Annotated in this window: 16 protein-coding genes; 13 read left to right on the forward strand and 3 right to left on the reverse strand. The window is 65.0% G+C overall.

Annotated features, from left to right (window positions below):
- Positions 1–245: 245 nt before the first annotated feature.
- Positions 246–3329 (reverse strand): ribonuclease E/G, encoded by a 3084-nt coding sequence (locus tag P3W85_RS20315; RefSeq protein WP_276266126.1) that lies wholly within the window; start codon positions 3327–3329, stop codon positions 246–248.
- Positions 3330–3506: 177 nt separating this feature from the next.
- Between P3W85_RS20315 and P3W85_RS20320 the strand changes: the two genes are divergently transcribed.
- From P3W85_RS20320 to P3W85_RS20340, 5 genes are all read left to right on the forward strand, one after another.
- The gene (locus tag P3W85_RS20320) at positions 3507–3737 is read left to right on the forward strand and encodes a hypothetical protein (RefSeq protein ID WP_017229321.1); all 231 of its coding nucleotides are present in this window, start codon (positions 3507–3509) and stop codon (positions 3735–3737) included.
- Positions 3738–4095: 358 nt separating this feature from the next.
- Complete coding sequence (locus tag P3W85_RS20325) at positions 4096–5097, forward strand: RluA family pseudouridine synthase (RefSeq protein WP_017229322.1); 1002 nt, start codon at positions 4096–4098, stop codon at positions 5095–5097.
- A 19-nt stretch (positions 5098–5116) separates the two neighbouring features.
- Positions 5117–5776, forward strand: a complete 660-nt coding sequence (locus P3W85_RS20330; protein ID WP_276266127.1) for an HAD-IA family hydrolase — start codon at positions 5117–5119, stop codon at positions 5774–5776.
- Positions 5769–6161 carry a Rieske (2Fe-2S) protein gene (locus tag P3W85_RS20335; RefSeq protein ID WP_276266128.1) on the forward strand — a complete coding sequence of 131 codons (393 nt, stop codon included), beginning with the start codon at positions 5769–5771 and terminating at the stop codon, positions 6159–6161. The genes P3W85_RS20330 and P3W85_RS20335 overlap by 8 nt, the downstream gene beginning before the upstream one ends.
- 69 nt (positions 6162–6230) lie before the next feature.
- Positions 6231–7400, forward strand: coding sequence for a S49 family peptidase (locus tag P3W85_RS20340; protein ID WP_276266129.1), 1170 nt, complete (start codon positions 6231–6233; stop codon positions 7398–7400).
- 64 nt (positions 7401–7464) lie between these two features.
- On the opposite strand, the gene P3W85_RS20345 is transcribed toward P3W85_RS20340, so the two are convergent.
- Both P3W85_RS20345 and P3W85_RS20350 read right to left on the reverse strand, forming a co-directional pair.
- Positions 7465–8196 carry an SAM-dependent methyltransferase gene (locus tag P3W85_RS20345; protein WP_276266130.1) on the reverse strand — a complete coding sequence of 244 codons (732 nt, stop codon included), beginning with the start codon at positions 8194–8196 and terminating at the stop codon, positions 7465–7467.
- Positions 8197–8262: 66 nt separating this feature from the next.
- The gene (locus P3W85_RS20350; RefSeq protein ID WP_276266131.1) at positions 8263–8862 is read right to left on the reverse strand and encodes a Maf-like protein; all 600 of its coding nucleotides are present in this window, start codon (positions 8860–8862) and stop codon (positions 8263–8265) included.
- Positions 8863–9092: 230 nt separating this feature from the next.
- On the opposite strand from P3W85_RS20350, the gene P3W85_RS20355 reads away from it, so the two are divergent.
- From P3W85_RS20355 to fabF, 8 genes are all read left to right on the forward strand, one after another.
- Positions 9093–9689, forward strand: a complete 597-nt coding sequence (locus P3W85_RS20355) for a DUF177 domain-containing protein (protein ID WP_017229328.1) — start codon at positions 9093–9095, stop codon at positions 9687–9689.
- Between the two features lie 119 nt (positions 9690–9808).
- Complete coding sequence (rpmF, locus tag P3W85_RS20360) at positions 9809–9988, forward strand: 50S ribosomal protein L32 (protein WP_017229329.1); 180 nt, start codon at positions 9809–9811, stop codon at positions 9986–9988.
- Positions 9989–10301: 313 nt separating this feature from the next.
- Positions 10302–11378, forward strand: coding sequence for a phosphate acyltransferase PlsX (plsX, locus tag P3W85_RS20365; protein ID WP_035815085.1), 1077 nt, complete (start codon positions 10302–10304; stop codon positions 11376–11378).
- A 59-nt stretch (positions 11379–11437) separates the two neighbouring features.
- Positions 11438–12418 carry a beta-ketoacyl-ACP synthase III gene (locus P3W85_RS20370; RefSeq protein ID WP_017229331.1) on the forward strand — a complete coding sequence of 327 codons (981 nt, stop codon included), beginning with the start codon at positions 11438–11440 and terminating at the stop codon, positions 12416–12418.
- A gap of 72 nt (positions 12419–12490) precedes the next feature.
- Positions 12491–13426, forward strand: a complete 936-nt coding sequence (gene fabD / locus P3W85_RS20375) for an ACP S-malonyltransferase (protein ID WP_017229332.1) — start codon at positions 12491–12493, stop codon at positions 13424–13426.
- 15 nt (positions 13427–13441) lie between these two features.
- Positions 13442–14191 (forward strand): 3-oxoacyl-ACP reductase FabG, encoded by a 750-nt coding sequence (fabG, locus tag P3W85_RS20380; RefSeq protein ID WP_276266132.1) that lies wholly within the window; start codon positions 13442–13444, stop codon positions 14189–14191.
- Positions 14192–14361: 170 nt separating this feature from the next.
- A complete protein-coding gene (gene acpP / locus P3W85_RS20385; RefSeq protein WP_008644813.1) occupies positions 14362–14601 on the forward strand; it encodes an acyl carrier protein in 240 nt (79 codons plus the stop codon).
- A 199-nt stretch (positions 14602–14800) separates the two neighbouring features.
- Positions 14801–16033, forward strand: a complete 1233-nt coding sequence (fabF, locus tag P3W85_RS20390; protein ID WP_017229334.1) for a beta-ketoacyl-ACP synthase II — start codon at positions 14801–14803, stop codon at positions 16031–16033.
- The last annotated feature ends 52 nt before the right edge of the window (positions 16034–16085 follow it).

The following is a 16085-nucleotide window of genomic DNA, read 5'->3' on the forward strand; positions in this document are numbered from 1 at the left end:
CTGGGGCTTGGCAATGCATGTGACGGGTGGTTCTGGCGCAAACGCAGGCGTGCGCGCGACACCCGTTCCGGGCACCTCTGTTCTGGTGCCATCTAATTGTCATTCTAGCCGAGCCAGCAGTGGTAACGCGGCAATCACCTGACGCGGGGCAGGGGCGTTGAGCCGGCGAGCCTCCGCGGACGTGGCGCAGGCATGAAAAAAGGGACGGCATCGCCGTCCCTTTCCTGCTGCACGCGGGGTACCGCTTACTTCTGCGGCGCCGTTTCCGCGCTGTTGCCGGCGGTCTCGACCAGAATCATCGGACCTTCGGGCAGCGGCGGCAGGGGTTTGCGCTCACGCACGACGCGCGGTGCCGGCGGGATGCTGGCGGCAGCCTCCTGGGCGGCGCGCAGCTTGCTGCTGTCGGTGTTGATCCACTCGAGGCCGGCCGAAGCCAGCATCGGTTGCAGGGTTTCGATCGCCACCGGAGCGGCAGCCACCGGGGCTGGCACGGCGGCCGGGATGGCTGCGGGTGCGGCCACCGGCGCCTCGACGGCGGGGGCTTGCGCAGCCGGTGCCTGGGCGGCGGTTTCCGCCACCGCCGGGGCCGGCTGGTAAGCCGCCGGGCTGGCCGCAACCACGGTTTCGATCACCGGTTCAGCCACCGGTTCGGCGGCGGTCGCGGCGACAGGCGTTGCCGGCACGTGCACGGTTTCCACCGGCTGCATGGTCGGCTCGGGCGCTACCGCGGCCTCGACGGGCCGGGAAGCCGGTGCGCTGGGCGCCGTTTCGGCAACCACGGCGGCGGCTTCGGTCACGGCTTCGGTGGCGACGGCGGCAACAGCCGGTGCGGCACTTTCGCGGCCTTCTTCGGCATTTTCGCCTTCACCGCCTTCACCGCCTTCGCTGGCCTGGACGCCGTCGTCGCGTTCGCGGCGATAGCGATTGCGGCCACGGCGATTGCGGCGGCGGCGCTCTTCGCCTTCACCGTTCTCGGCGCCTTCCGGCGCTTCCGGGAACTCCGTGCGTGCGTTTTCGGCATCGTCGCGCGGCGCGGCCGGTGCGGCTACGGCCGGGGCGGCCACGGCAGCGCTCGCGGCGGCTGCGACGGCGGCGGTACCCACGGCTTCCGCGGCAAGGCCTTCGCCGGCTTCGCCTTCGCGCGGTGCTTCGCCGCGTTCACGCTGGCGATCGCGCTGGCGCTCGCGGCGTTCCTGGTTGCGGTCGCGGCGGCCTTCGCCACGGCCGTCGCTGCGCTCGGCACCTGCCACTTCGGGCTGGCGGGCCGGCTGGACTTCCAGTGCTGCCTGGCGCGGGGCGCGCCCGTTGCGCTCGCCACGTTCGCTGCGTTCTCCTCGCTCGCCACGGGCCTCGGCGCGTTCGCCGCGCTCAACGCGCGGTTCGCCACGCTCGCCACGTTCCTGGCGCTCGCCGCGCTGGCCACGGCCCTGGCGTTCTCCACGCTCGCCACCGCGTTCGCCGCGCTGGCCACGCTCGCCGCGGCCTTCGCCACGTGGGCCGCGCTGGGCGCGGTTTTCCGCGCTACGCGGCTCCGCGTCAACCGGCTTGGCCGGCTCGACGGCCGGGGCGGCCGGCTTGGCGCCGAACAGGTTCTTGAGCCAGCCGATGAAGCCGCCGCTGGCCACCGGCTGGGTGGCCGGTACGGCGGGACGTGCCACGGGGGCCTCCGGGCGGGGGGCGCGCTCGGCGCGCGGTACCGAGACCGGTGCCGGCTGTTCCGGCGTAATGCCCTTGACCGCGGCTTCCTGGCGCGGCTTGGCATCTTCCTTCTTGCGGCTGCTGTAGCTGGTATCGGCTTCCAGTTCCTTGGCGGCGGCCTCGGCCATCTTGTAGCTGGCGGTGCCTTCTTCCAGGCGCGGGTCGTCGTGGCGCAGGCGCTCCAGCTTGTAATGCGGGGTTTCGAGGTGCTTGTTGGGAATCAGCAGCACATTCACCTTGAAGCGCATTTCGATCAGGTTGATGTCCTGGCGCTTCTCGTTGAGCAGGAACGCAGCCACTTCCACCGGCACCTGGCAGTGGATGGCGGCGGTGTTCTCCTTCATCCCTTCTTCCTGGATGATGCGCAGCACCTGCAGGGCGGAGGATTCGGTATCGCGGATATGACCGGTGCCATTGCAGCGCGGGCAAGTGATGTGCGAGCCTTCCGACAGCGACGGGCGCAGACGCTGGCGCGACAGCTCCATCAGGCCAAAGCGGCTGATTTTGCCCATCTGCACGCGGGCGCGGTCATGGCGCAGGGCGTCCTTCAGGCGCGTTTCCACGTCCTTCTGAGCCTTGCTGGCCTCCATGTCGATAAAATCGATCACGATCAGGCCGCCCAGGTCGCGCAGGCGCAGCTGGCGGGCGATTTCATCGGCGGCTTCGAGGTTGGTGCGTAGCGCGGTTTCCTCGATGTCGGCGCCCTTGGTGGCGCGTGCCGAGTTCACGTCCACCGACACCAGGGCTTCGGTATGGTCGATCACGATGGCGCCGCCCGAGGGCAGCATGACCATGCGCGAATACGCCGATTCGATCTGGTGCTCGATCTGGAAACGCGAGAAGAGGGGAACATCGTCCCGGTACTTCTTCACGCGGTTCATGTTGTCGGGCATGACCACGCTCATGAAGGCGCGGGCCTGTTCGTAGATCTCGTCGGTATCGATCAGGATCTCGCCGATATCCGGCTGGAAATAGTCGCGAATGGCGCGAATCACCAGGCTGGATTCGAGATAGATCAGCAGCGGGGCCTTGTTGTCGCCGGCGGCGCCGTCGATGGCCTTCCACAGTTGGAGCAGGTAGTTCAGGTCCCACTGGAGCTCTTCGGCCGAGCGGCCGATGCCGGCGGTGCGGGCGATGGTGCTCATGCCTTCGGGCACCGTCAGCTGCGCCATGGTCTCGCGCAGTTCCTGGCGGTCCTCCCCCTCGATGCGGCGCGAAACGCCACCGCCGCGGGGATTGTTGGGCATCAGCACAAGGTAGCGGCCGGCCAGCGAGATAAAGGTGGTCAGCGCCGCGCCCTTGTTGCCGCGCTCTTCCTTCTCGACCTGGACGATCAGTTCCTGGCCTTCGTGCAGCGCGTCCTGGATGCGCGCGTTGCGCACGTCCACGCCTTCCTTGAAGAAGGCGCGCGCCACTTCCTTGAAGGGCAGGAAGCCGTGGCGCTCTTCGCCGTAGTTGACGAAGCAGGCTTCCAGCGACGGTTCGATACGGGTGATGACACCCTTGTAGATGTTGCCCTTGCGCTGTTCGCGCCCGGCAGCCTCGATGTCGATATCGATCAGTTTCTGACCGTCGACGATGGCGACGCGCAATTCTTCCTGTTGCGTCGCGTTAAAAAGCATGCGTTTCATCGCATTACCTCACTCAATGCCGAGGATTGCACCGGCAAAGCGGTGCCCTCGGCGTTCCGTGGAGCACGCGAGGGAGCGAGTGGTGGCGCGAGAATTGCCGAAGGCGCCGGTGCGCAAATGAGCGCGGCCGGCTGGGCGCGGGTGAAAGAGAGGTAACGACGTCGATGCGCCGTCCGCATGGTCGGAGAGAACGCCGGTGTGCTGCTCTGCGCAGCGACCCGGCGGGTTTCCGGCTGGCATGGCGGCAACGCGGGCGCAAAGGGCGCCATCGCATCGCGGCCGGCCGCGGAAGGCCAAGACGCGTCAAAGAGCAAGTTTGTCGTCACGGCAATGCTGCTTCGCTACCTGACATCTCCTGGCGGGCGCACCTACTACTTCTTGGAGTTCTGCGACCGGGCGCCGGTATAACCAGTCAGGTGGCGTCGGAAGCATGCCGGCGGCACCGTTTCCCGGTGCGGGCGGGACTTCTCTCACCAGAGCGGATGCCGCGAGAGCACCCGCTATCAAATTCTGTTCTACCTGAACACTCTATTCCCACGTGACCGCCGTCAGCGCCGAAGTTGCCTTTGGGCGACTTCCTGCGCGGGGCAGTACCGTGCGTGCTGCGTTTTTGCTGCCATTCACCAACCCGGGGCTCGCGTGGTACGCAAAGAAGCGGGAGGCTGGCAGGGCTGGCGGCAACCCGAAGTGTAAAATACGACGAATCGCCTACACCTGACTTGCGCTGCCGGTCTTTGGCCGGGACAGCGAGGAAATTATATTGAAAATGAATGAGTTACGCCATCAAATTGAAAAAGAGGTGCGGGCCGCCGCGGCCGGGCCCCAGGTGGCGTACGTAACAATTGGCGACGAGGCCGATGGCCAGCGTATCGACAACTTCCTCCTGAAGCTCTCGAAAGGGGTGCCGAAGAGCCATGTCTATCGCATCCTGAGGTCGGGGGAAGTGCGCGTCAACAAGGGCCGGGTGGATGCCACCTATCGCCTCCAGCTTGGCGATGTCGTGCGGATTCCGCCCATGCGAGTGGCGGCGCCGGCACCCGATGGCGGCAAATTCGTGCCGCCGGCCAGTTTCCCGGTTGTCTTCGAGGATGAGTACCTGCTGGTGATCAACAAGCCTGCCGGCGTGGCCGTGCATGGTGGCTCCGGCGTGGCGTTCGGCGTGATCGAGCAATTGCGGCGGGCGCGCCCGCAGGCCAAGTTCCTTGAGCTCGTGCACCGGCTCGACCGCGAAACCTCGGGCCTGCTGGTGCTGGCGAAGAAACGCACGGCGCTGGTCAACCTCCACGAACAGATGCGCGGCAGTGCGCTGGACAAACGATACTTCGCGTGCGTGGCCGGTCACTTCGAGAACGCCCGGCAGCACGTGAAGCTGCCGCTATTCAAATACACCACCGCCGAGGGCGAGCGCCGGGTGCGCGTGCAGGACGACGGCATTGCCTCGCATACCGTGTTCAACCGGCTGGAAGTCATGCCGGGATTCACCTTGCTGGAAGCGGAACTGAAGACGGGCAGGACCCACCAGATCCGGGTCCACCTGGCGCATTCCGGCTTCCCCATCCTCGGCGACGAGAAATATGGCGACTTCGCCCTCAACAAGGCGCTGGCCCGCAGCGGCGCCAATCCCGGGCTCAAGCGCATGTTCCTGCACGCGCACAGCCTGACTTTCACGCATCCGATCAGTGGTGACATCATCACTGTCGTTGCTCCCATGCCGCCGGAGTGCGAAGCCTTCCTGCAGCAAGCCCGCAACCAGCGCGCCCGCGACTAAGGCGCCAACAAGGATACCAATGGCCAGGCAACGCTTTGACCTGATCGTGTTCGACTGGGATGGAACCCTGATGGATTCCACCCCGACCATCGCCAAGTGCATCCAGCTCGCCAGCCGCGACCTCGGCCTGCCGGTGCCCGACGACAGCGCCGCCAGCCATGTGATCGGGCTGGGGCTCAAGGATGCGCTGTCGTACGCCGTGCCCACGCTCGATCCGGCCGACTATCCCAAGCTGGCCGAACGCTATCGCTTTCATTACCTGACCCGCGACGCGGAACTGGTGCTGTTCGAAGGCGTGCGCGAGATGCTGGAGGCACTGCATGCCGAGCACTATTTCCTTGGCGTGGCCACCGGCAAGACCCGCGTCGGCCTGCAGCGAGCACTGGAGGCGACCGGCCTGGCGCGCTGGTTCGACGCCACCCGCTGCGCCGATGAGACCTTCTCCAAGCCCCATCCCGCCATGCTGCAGGAGCTGACCCGCGAGCTTGGCCAGGAGATGGAGCGCACCGTCATGATCGGCGATACCACCCATGACCTGCAGATGGCGGTCAATGCCGGCGCGGCAGGGATCGGCGTCGGTTATGGCGCGCATCCGGCCGACACCCTGCTGGCGATGGCGCCGCTGCATTGCGCCACTTCGATCGGCGACCTGAAGGACTGGCTGCTGACCCATGCCTGACATGCGCGGAGAAAGGGGGGCTGGCGCGCGCCGCCGGTGCGCGGCCGACGAGCTGGCCGAAGGCGGCGGCGGGGTGCGCTTCGTGGTGGCGGTGGGCGGCCGGCCGGTGAGCGCCTTCGTGGTGCGTTTCGACGGCATTGCCCATGGCTACCTGAACCAGTGCGCCCATGTGCCGATGGAGCTCGACTGGCAGGAGGGGCAGTTTTTCGAGTCCTCGGGCCTATACTTGATGTGCGCGACACATGGCGCGATTTATGCGCCGGACAGCGGCCTGTGCGTCGGCGGCCCTTGCCGCGGCGCCTCGCTATCCAAGCTGCGCATCGAAGAGCGCGACGGTAATGTGTACTGGTTGCCGGAAAGCCCCTACGAAGCACCCGCTGGCTAGCGGGGCAGCCCGCAGGGCCGGATGCTGGGCAATACTTCATTCCTAATCAAGAGCCAAAGAGCCAACTGCATGACAGAACAGCAAAAGCCGCCTCACGACGAATCTGGCAAGCCGCAGGAGCCGTCTGCTACTGCCGGCGCCGGGACGCCGGGAGCCGCGGACGACCGGCTGGAAACGGCCTCGCAGGCCGATTTCCCGCTGGAGCAGGACTTGCGCGCCGGCGATGCCGCGGCACAGCGCGAAGCCAGCCAGCGCAAGGCGCGCCTCGCCGGCCGCGACGTCGGGCCGGTGCCTACCGGGACCGGCTGGGAGCGGGATGTGCTGGAAAAGGTGCTGATGGCGACCTTGCGCGAGCAGCGTGCGGCGCGCCGGTGGCGCATCTTCTTCCGATTTGTCGGGATCGGCCTGCTCGCCTTGCTGTTCTTTGCCATTTTTGACTTCAAGGGCGATGGCAGCATTACCACCTCGGGCCGCCATACCGCGATGGTCTCGCTCGATGGCGAGATTGCCGCGGGCACGCCGGCCAGCGCCGAGTCGATCAATGCCGCCCTGCAAGCCGCGTTCGCCGATACCAATGCGGCCGGCATCATCCTGAAGATCAACTCGCCGGGCGGCTCTCCGGTCCAGGCCGGCATGATCAACGACGAGATCCACCGCCTGCGGGCCCTCTATCCATCCAGGCCTTTCTACGTGGTGGTGGAGGAAATCTGCGCTTCCGGCGGCTACTACGTGGCGGCGGCGGCGGACAAGATCTATGTCGACAAGGCCAGCATCGTCGGCTCGATTGGCGTGCTGATGGATGGTTTTGGCTTCACCGGGCTGATGGACAAGCTGGGGGTCCAGCGCCGTCTTTATACCTCCGGAGCCAACAAGGGCATGCTCGATCCATTCTCTCCCGAGGTGCCGAGGCAGAAGCAATATGCCGAGACCATGCTCAAGCAGATTCACCAGCAGTTCATCGATGTGGTCAAGCAAGGCCGCGGCGATCGTCTCAAGAACGACCCGGATCTGTTCTCCGGCCTGTTCTGGTCGGGCGAGCGCAGTGTGGAGCTGGGGCTGGCCGACGGCCTGGGCAACGCGGACTATGTGGCGCGCGATCTGTTCAAGGCGGAAGACATCGTGGACTACACCGTCAAGGAGAACATCGCGGAGCGGGTCGCCAAGCGCTTTGGCGCGGCGGTGGGTACGGCAGCGATGAAGACGATGCTGCTTGGCGCTCGTGCGCAGGCCATGCATTGATCTGTATGCAAGATGCGGGAAAATGGGGCGTAAATGCCCCATTTTTCGTTTTATGCCCCCGCTCTCAACCTGCCAGCAGCGAAAAAATGGCCGGCCGCTTGTGCAGATCCAGTCGCTCCGGCCGCCACTCGGAAATCGGCAGCGTGACGATCGCTTCGCTTGGCAAGGTCAGGTCGACCGCGATCGACAGCATGGTGCCGCCGGCGCAATGCTGGCGCATGGCTTCCAGCAAGGGGCCGTTGCGGTAGGGCGTTTCAATCCAGACCTGGGTCTGGTGTGCCTTGCGTGAAAGCTGCTCCAGCTCGCGCAAGCGCTGCGCGCGCTCGCCGGCGTCCACCGGCAGGTAACCGTTGAAGGCAAAGCTCTGGCCGTTCAGGCCCGAGCCCATCACCGCCAGCAGGATCGAACTGGGGCCCACCAGCGGGCGCACGCGTACACCCCTGGCATGGGCCAGGCGCACCAGGTTGGCGCCGGGATCGGCCACGGCCGGCACACCGGCCTCCGACAGCAGGCCGCCGTCGCGGCCCTCGCGGATTGGTGCAAGCAAGGCCGCCAGTGCATCGTCACGCGTGTTGACGTTCAGTTCGCGGATCTCGATCTGCTGGATCGGCCGGGCCAGCGGACAGGTTTCGCCCAGCTTCTTGAGGAAGGCGCGTGCCGTCTTGGCGTTTTCCGCCACCAGGTAGTCCAGTCCGGCGGCGATTTGCTGCACGCCGGCCGGAATCACGTCCGGCAAGGGGTCGGTTTCGTCGCGCTTGCCCAGGGTGTTGGGAATCAGGTACAGGATGCCGCTCATGCTTGGTTCTCTTGCTTTTGTTTCGACTGCTTTGTTTGTCTGCCCGCGCCATCGGCGCGGCCGCCCTCAGTCCTGGAAAAAAGGGTAGCCGGCCTGGCGCAGCATGGTGGTCAGCGCAATCAGGGGCAGGCCCACCAGCGCGGTAGGATCGTCCGATGCCATGTGCGAGAGCAGGGCGATGCCGAGGCCTTCGGATTTGGCACTGCCCGCCACATCGTAAGGGCGTTCGATGCGCAGGTAGGCTTCCAGTTCGTGGTCGGGGAGTTCGCGGAAGGTTGCGCGGGTCTGGACATCCGCGAGCTGGGCGTGGCCGTTGCGGCCATCGAGCAGGCACAGCGCGGAATGGAAGGTGACGGTACGGCCTCGCATCAGCTGCAATTGTGCTAGCGCCTGTTCATGCGAGCCAGGCTTGCCGATCTGCCTGCCGTCCAGCGTGGCTACCTGGTCAGAGCCGATCACCAGGGCGCCCGCATGGCGCTCGGCAATAGCCTGGGCTTTGCTGCGGGACAGCCGCAGTGCGGTGGCTTCCGGGCTTTCTCCGGCAAGAGGGGTCTCGTCGATGTCTGGTACCGCCACCTCGAATGGAATGCGCAGCCGTTGCAGCAGTTCGCGGCGATAGGGCGAACTGGAGCCCAGGATCAGGGTGGGGCGGGAAGTTTGCGGCATAAGTGATTGAGCGAAAAGGGAAAGCGCCGGATAGCCATCTTCCAAAATTTTGACCACGGCCGAAAAAACGTCGTATAATCTTCGGTTTCAGCCAAGCAAGTCCGGCGCAATTTCCGTGTGTTAACCGGTATTGTGCGGCCCCAGGAACATGTTTCGATGGTGAATAACCCTCGGCACCACGCTCCAGGCCGCTATGCCCGGAATGCTCCGGCAAAACGGCACGATAAGACATGACCCAGCCGATTGACCTGCGCGCGCTCGATCTCTTTGCTTTTTGCCGCGCCGGCGGGAATGCAGCCGGCGAAGTTGCGGCGCGCGATTTGCCGCGCATCATAGCCGAGACCGCAGCGCAAGCGCCAGTATCGGCGCCGGACGAGGTGTTCGGCTACGTGCTTACCGGTTTTGTCGAGGAAGACACCAGCGAGCCAGGCACGGCGCCGACGCAGCATCTGTATATCGATCTCTCCGTGAACGGACGGGTGTGGCTGGATTGCCAGCGCTGCCTGCAGGTTTATACCGAGACGATCGCTACGGACATGTGCTTCGAAGTGGTGGCCAGCGAGGAAGACGCCGACGCTGCGCCGATGGACGATGACGAAATCGACGTGATCGTCGGGTCCAAGCGCTTCGACCTGCTGTCGCTGATTGAAGATGAAGTGCTGCTGGCTTTGCCGGTGGCGCCCAAGCATGACGTTTGCCCGCAGGTACACGAAAGCCTCGTGACCGGGGTGGACGGACAGGCGGAACCCGAACCCGAGGTTCTGCCGGAAGAGGAAAAACGGCCTTCGCCCTTTGCGGCGCTGGCTGGCCTGAAGACCAAGCACTGAAGCCGGCTCGCCGGCATCGGGCTGCGTTTCAAGGCACCAGGATCAGCATCCGGCCGGGCCCGGCTACGCCTCGTGCGGGATGCGTGTGTTACCATTGAAAAATTCTCGAAGGAGTCATCATGGCAGTTCAACAGAACAAGAAGTCGCCGTCCAAGCGCGGCATGCACCGTTCGCACGATCATCTGTCGGCAGCGCCGCTGGCAGTCGAACCGACCACGGGCGAAGCCCACCTGCGTCACCACGTTAGCCCGAACGGCTACTATCGTGGCCGCAAGGTCATCAAGACCAAGAACGACTGACAGATCGTTCGGCGTGGCTTTGCGTCTCGTACGCGCACGTTGCTAGGTCAAAAACAAAAAAGCGGCAAAATCGTTGCCGCTTTTTTGTTGCGCGCTCGCAGCGCAAACCGTAGCGCAGGTTCCAGCCTCCATCGCGCCACTTGCCCGAGCCAGGCCCACGGCCATGGATGGCGGGCCAGGGCGGGCGCCGGGGCTGGCACCGGGCGCTCCGTGAGTGCCGTCGGGTAGCCATCGGCTGGTCCGGGTCAAGCCCGGCCAGGCCGGGAGCCAGGTTTTCAAGTCACGCCGACAAGCGCTTCTGCACCAGGAAACAATGACGATCAAACTAGCTATCGACTGCATGGGTGGCGATCACGGCGTCTCCGTGACGGTACCGGCGGCGATCAGTTTTCTCTCCAGCCATGGCGATGCCGAAGTGGTGCTGGTCGGCTTACGGGACAGCATCGAGCCGCAGCTCAAGAAGCTGCACGCGCTCGACCATCCGCGCGTGCGCGTTGTGACCGCGACCGAGGTCATCACCATGGACGATCCAGTCGAGGTGGCGCTGCGCAAGAAGAAGGACTCCTCGATGCGGGTGGCTGTGACCCAGGTCAAGGAAGGGCTGGCCGACGCCTGCATCTCGGCGGGCAACACCGGTGCGCTGATGGCGGTCTCGCGCTACGTGCTGAAGACGCTCGAGGGCATCGAGCGGCCGGCGATCGCCACCACCATCCCCAATGAACAGGGCTGGGGCACCACCGTGCTCGACCTTGGCGCCAATGCCGACTGCGAGCCCGAGCACCTGCTGCAGTTCGCGCGCATGGCCGAGGCCATGGTGGCGGTGGTGGACCATAAGGAACGCCCTAGCGTCGGCTTGCTGAATATTGGCGAGGAAGTGATCAAGGGCAACGATGTGGTCAAGCGCGCGGGCGAATTGCTGCGTGCCTCCGAACTCAACTTCTACGGCAACGTGGAGGGCAACGACATCTTCAAGGGCACCACCGACATCGTGGTGTGCGATGGCTTTGTCGGCAACGTCGCGCTCAAGAGCAGCGAGGGGCTGGCCAAGATGATCGGCAATATGATCAAGGAAGAATTTACCCGCTCATGGTTCACCAGGCTGCTGGCGGGACTGGCCATGCCGGTACTCAAGCGGCTGTCCCGGCGGCTGGACCCGGCCCGCTACAACGGCGCGTCCCTGCTCGGCCTGCGCGGGCTGGTGGTCAAGAGTCATGGCTCTGCCGACGCGCACGCTTTTGAGTGGGCTATCAAACGCGGGTATGATGCGGCCAGGAATGGTGTGATTGCTCGCACCATTCAGGCTTTCGCCAACAAGTCAGGTAACAGCACCCCGGCTACCGGCCCGCAGTCAGGCGCCCAGGATTCCAGTCCAAGCCCGCACGCCGCCTGAGGTCTTGATGTAGATGCCACGGGCGACGACCCGTGGCCACACGATCGATCCGACATTACATGACAAGCTACGCAAAAATCACCGGAACCGGGAGCTATTTGCCTCCGCGGCGCGTCACCAACCACGATCTGGCGGCGCAACTGGCTGAGAAGGGTATCGAGACCAGCGACGAATGGATTTTTTCGCGCAGCGGCATCTCGGCCCGCCACTGGGCCGAACCGGATGTCACCAGCAGCGACCTCGCGGTCAAGGCCGCGGAGCGCGCACTTGAGGCGTCCGGCATCGATCGCCAGAGCATCGACCTGATCATCGTAGCCACCTCCACGCCCGATTTCGTTTTCCCCAGCACGGCCTGCCTGGTGCAGCAGAAGCTCGGTATCACCAATCACTGTGCGGCATTCGACCTGCAGGCGGTGTGTTCCGGTTTCGTCTACGCGCTCGCCACCGCCGAGAAATTCATCCGCAGCGGTTCGCACCGCAATGCGCTCGTGATCGGCGCGGAAGTGTTCTCGCGGATTCTCGACTTCAACGACCGTACCACCTGCGTGCTGTTCGGCGACGGCGCCGGCGCGGTCGTGCTGTCGGCCTCCGAGGAGCCCGGCATCCTGTCTACGGCGATGCACTCCGACGGCAGCCACGTCGATATCCTGTGCGTGCCGGGCAATGTTTCGGGCGGCAATATCACCGGCAACCCGTTCCTGCACATGGATGGACAGGCAGTGTTCAAGCTGGCGGTCACGGTGCTCGACAAAGTGGCGCGTGAAGCGCTAGCTGGCGCGCAGTTCCCGGCCGGGCAGGTCGACTGGCTGATCCCGCACCAGGCCAATATCCGCATCATGCAGAGCACGGCCAGGAAACTGGGCCTGCCGCCCGAGCGCATGGTGGCGACGGTGCACGAGCACGGCAATACGTCGGCCGCGTCGATCCCGCTGGCGCTGGATGTGGCGGTGCGCGACGGCCGTATCGGCGCGGGTGATCACGTGCTGATGGAAGGCGTCGGCGGGGGCTTCACCTGGGGCGCGGTGCTGCTGCGCATGTAAGATTCGGGCCGGCGCCAGGGGCTTGACCCGTTGCGCCGGTCTTGCCGTATTCATCTTTACGATTCGATTGCGATGAAATATTCCTTTGTATTCCCGGGGCAAGGCTCGCAGGCAGTCGGCATGCTTAACGCGTTTGCCGATCATCCCGTGGTCCGTGCCACGCTGGACGAGGCGTCCTCCGCGCTCGGCCAGGACCTGGGCCGGCTGATCGCCGAAGGCCCGGCCGAGGAACTGAACCTCACGACCAATACCCAGCCAGTGATGCTGACCGCCGCGGTGGCGATCTACCGTGCCTGGCTCGATGCCGGCGGCGCGGCTCCGGCGCTGGTGGCCGGCCACAGCCTGGGCGAGTATTCCGCGCTGGTGGCGGCCGGGGTGATCCCGTTCGCCGAAGCGGTGCCGCTGGTGCGCTTTCGTGCGCAAGCCATGCAGGAAGCCGTGCCCGTGGGCGAAGGCGGCATGGCCGCCATCCTTGGCCTGTCCGATGACGACGTGCGCGCCGCTTGCGCGGAAGCTGCGGCGACGGGTGCAGGCGTGGTCGAGGCGGTGAACTTCAATGCGCCTTCGCAGGTGGTGATCGCCGGCAACAAGGCGGCGGTGGAGAAGGCCTGCGAAATGGCCAAGGCCCGCGGTGCCAAGCGCGCGCTGCCGCTGCCGGTGTCGGCGCCGTTCCATTCTTCGCTGCTCAAGCCCGCCTCGGACCGTCTGCGCGAGCGCATGGCCGGCATGACGTTTGCCGCGCCGTCGATCCCGCTGGTCAATAACGTCGACGTAGCCATCGTCACCGATCCGCAAGCCATCAAGGATGCGCTGGTGCGCCAGGCGGCGGCGCCGGTGCGCTGGGTCGAGTGCGTGCAGAAGATGGCGGCGGAAGGCGTGACCCACGTGATCGAATGCGGTCCGGGCAAGGTGCTGGCCGGCATGACCAAGCGCATCGACGGCAACCTGGTGGGCGGAGCGATCTTCGATCCGGCCTCGCTGCAGGACACGCTGGCGCTGCTGAAGTAATCAAGGATCAAGGCAATGACGAAATTTCTGGAAAACCAGGTTGCGCTGGTGACCGGCGCGTCGCGCGGCATCGGCCGGGCCATTGCGCTGGAACTGGCCGCCCAGGGCGCCACGGTGGTGGGTACCGCCACCAGCGAGGCAGGTGCCGCTGCGATCAGCGAGTACCTGGCGGCGGCCGGCGGCAAGGGCCGCGGCGCCGTACTCAACGTCAACGATGCGGTGGCTTCCGAAGCGCTGATCGACGAACTGGTCAAGGCCCACGGTGGCCTCGGCGTGCTGGTGAACAATGCCGGTATCACCCAGGACCAACTCGCCATGCGCATGAAGGACGATGACTGGAGCGCGGTGATCGAAACCAACCTGACGGCAGTATTCCGCCTGTCGCGCGCAGTGCTGCGTCCGATGATGAAGGCACGCGGTGGCCGTATCATCAACATTACCTCGGTGGTCGGCTCGACCGGCAATCCGGGGCAAATGAACTATGCGGCGGCCAAGGCCGGCGTTGAGGGTATGAGCCGTGCGCTGGCGCGCGAGATCGGCAGCCGCAATGTCACCGTCAATTGCGTGGCGCCCGGCTTTATCGATACCGACATGACCAAGGTGTTGTCGGAAGAGCAGCATGCGGCACTGAAGACGCAGATCCCGCTGGGCCGGCTGGGCCAGCCGGAAGACATCGCGCATGCGGTGGCCTTCCTGGCAGGTCCGCAGGCGGCCTACATTACCGGTACGACGCTCCATGTGAATGGTGGCATGTACATGAATTGATCACCTTGCGCGGTGGTCGGATTCGTTGGAGAAGCCGACAGAAGCCGCGCGAAGTGGTTGTTTTTAAAACTGATCGGGCGCTGTTCTTGCAATAGATGGCGAGGGGCATTTTTGTGGCCCAAACCTGCTAAAATGCGCCCACTTTTTGTCGAACTTCCCTGGAGGGTTACATGGACAATATCGAACAACGCGTCAAGAAAATCGTGGCAGAGCAACTCGGCGTGGCCGAGGCAGACATCAAGAACGAATCCTCGTTCGTGAACGACCTGGGCGCCGACTCGCTCGACACGGTTGAACTCGTGATGGCGTTGGAAGATGAATTCGGCATGGAAATTCCCGATGAGGAAGCCGAGAAGATCACGACCGTGCAACAGGCAATCGATTACGCCACCGCACACGTCAAGGCTTAAGCCTGTCGTATCTGGATTCCGAGCCACAGAAGGCAGGCGGACGGGCCCTTGGGTCCGCCGTGCTGTTTTCTGTGGCTTTCGTCTGTTCGAAGAAGCACAATCGGACTGGCTGCGCCGGTGTCGGCGTAGCCCGGTGCCGGCCGATGGCCTGCCCCGATTCTTGTTCCGGTTCTGTTTCACGTATCCGTAGGAAATCATAGTGAGCCGTCGTCGCGTCGTCGTCACTGGGCTTGGCCTCGTGTCTCCGGTCGGAAACACGGTTGCCGAAGGCTGGGCCAACCTGGTTGCCGGCAAGTCCGGCATCGCCACCGTTACCAAATTCGATCATTCCGCGCTTGCCGTGCACTTTGCCGGCGAGGTCAAGGGATTCAATGCCGAGGACTACATCCCGGCCAAGGAAGCCCGCCATATGGATACCTTTATCCACTATGGCATCGCAGCGGGTTCGCAGGCGCTCAAGGATAGCGGCTACGAAGTGACCGAAGCCAACGCGGACCGCATCGGCGTGCTGGTCGGCTCGGGCATCGGCGGCCTGCCGATGATCGAGGATACGCATGCCGAGCTGACCAATCGCGGTCCGCGGCGGATCTCCCCGTTCTTCGTGCCGGGCTCGATCATCAACATGATCTCGGGCCACCTGTCCATCATCCATGGACTCAAGGGCCCCAACCTGGCCGCCGTGACGGCTTGCACCACCGGCCTGCACAGCATCGGCCTGGCGGCTCGCCTGATCCAGGCGGGCGATGCCGACGTGATGCTGGCCGGTGGCGCCGAATCCACGGTTTCGCCGCTCGGCATCGGCGGTTTCGCCGCTGCCCGGGCGCTGTCGACCCGCAACGACGACCCCGCTGCCGCTTCCCGCCCGTGGGACAAGGATCGCGATGGTTTCGTGCTGGGCGAGGGCGCCGGCGTGGTGATGCTCGAGGAGTACGAGTCCGCCAAAGCGCGCGGCGCCAGGATCTATGCCGAACTGATCGGCTTCGGCATGAGCGGCGACGCATACCACATGACCGCGCCGAACATGGACGGTCCGCGCCGCTGCATGGTGAACGCTCTCAGGGACGCCGGCATCAACGGGGACGAAGTCGGCTACCTGAATGCGCACGGTACCTCGACTCCGCTGGGCGACAAGAACGAGACTGAAGCCATCAAGCTGGCCTTTGGCGATCACGCCTATAAGCTGGCAGTCAACTCCACCAAGTCGATGACCGGCCACCTGCTTGGCGGCGCTGGCGGTCTCGAATCGGTGTTCACCGTGCTGGCCCTGCACCATCAGGTGTCGCCACCGACCATCAATATCTTCAACCAGGATCCTGAGTGCGACCTGGATTACGTGGCCAATACCGCGCGTGATCTGAAGATCGATGTAGCCGTGAAGAACAACTTCGGCTTCGGCGGGACCAACGGCACGCTTGTCTTCCGTCGCGTCTGACCCCGGCGGCAGCCGGGTGGCTTTCCCTTGGATTTCAGTCGGGACCCACCCC

This window comes from Cupriavidus basilensis (assembly GCF_029335485.1).
Classification (GTDB): Bacteria; Pseudomonadota; Gammaproteobacteria; order Burkholderiales; family Burkholderiaceae; genus Cupriavidus; species Cupriavidus basilensis_E.

What these genes read in the sequence shown, in the direction of transcription:
- P3W85_RS20315 (WP_276266126.1), bottom strand. Translation starts at nt 3,329, where the DNA reads ATGAAACGCATGCTTTTTAACGCGACGCAACAGGAAGAATTGCGCGTC.
- P3W85_RS20320 (WP_017229321.1), top strand. Translation starts at nt 3,507, where the DNA reads ATGGTCGGAGAGAACGCCGGTGTGCTGCTCTGCGCAGCGACCCGGCGG.
- P3W85_RS20325 (WP_017229322.1), top strand. Translation starts at nt 4,096, where the DNA reads ATGAATGAGTTACGCCATCAAATTGAAAAAGAGGTGCGGGCCGCCGCG.
- P3W85_RS20330 (WP_276266127.1), top strand. Translation starts at nt 5,117, where the DNA reads ATGGCCAGGCAACGCTTTGACCTGATCGTGTTCGACTGGGATGGAACC.
- P3W85_RS20335 (WP_276266128.1), top strand. Translation starts at nt 5,769, where the DNA reads ATGCCTGACATGCGCGGAGAAAGGGGGGCTGGCGCGCGCCGCCGGTGC.
- P3W85_RS20340 (WP_276266129.1), top strand. Translation starts at nt 6,231, where the DNA reads ATGACAGAACAGCAAAAGCCGCCTCACGACGAATCTGGCAAGCCGCAG.
- P3W85_RS20345 (WP_276266130.1), bottom strand. Translation starts at nt 8,196, where the DNA reads ATGAGCGGCATCCTGTACCTGATTCCCAACACCCTGGGCAAGCGCGAC.
- P3W85_RS20350 (WP_276266131.1), bottom strand. Translation starts at nt 8,862, where the DNA reads ATGCCGCAAACTTCCCGCCCCACCCTGATCCTGGGCTCCAGTTCGCCC.
- P3W85_RS20355 (WP_017229328.1), top strand. Translation starts at nt 9,093, where the DNA reads ATGACCCAGCCGATTGACCTGCGCGCGCTCGATCTCTTTGCTTTTTGC.
- rpmF (WP_017229329.1), top strand. Translation starts at nt 9,809, where the DNA reads ATGGCAGTTCAACAGAACAAGAAGTCGCCGTCCAAGCGCGGCATGCAC.
- plsX (WP_035815085.1), top strand. Translation starts at nt 10,302, where the DNA reads ATGACGATCAAACTAGCTATCGACTGCATGGGTGGCGATCACGGCGTC.
- P3W85_RS20370 (WP_017229331.1), top strand. Translation starts at nt 11,438, where the DNA reads ATGACAAGCTACGCAAAAATCACCGGAACCGGGAGCTATTTGCCTCCG.
- fabD (WP_017229332.1), top strand. Translation starts at nt 12,491, where the DNA reads ATGAAATATTCCTTTGTATTCCCGGGGCAAGGCTCGCAGGCAGTCGGC.
- fabG (WP_276266132.1), top strand. Translation starts at nt 13,442, where the DNA reads ATGACGAAATTTCTGGAAAACCAGGTTGCGCTGGTGACCGGCGCGTCG.
- acpP (WP_008644813.1), top strand. Translation starts at nt 14,362, where the DNA reads ATGGACAATATCGAACAACGCGTCAAGAAAATCGTGGCAGAGCAACTC.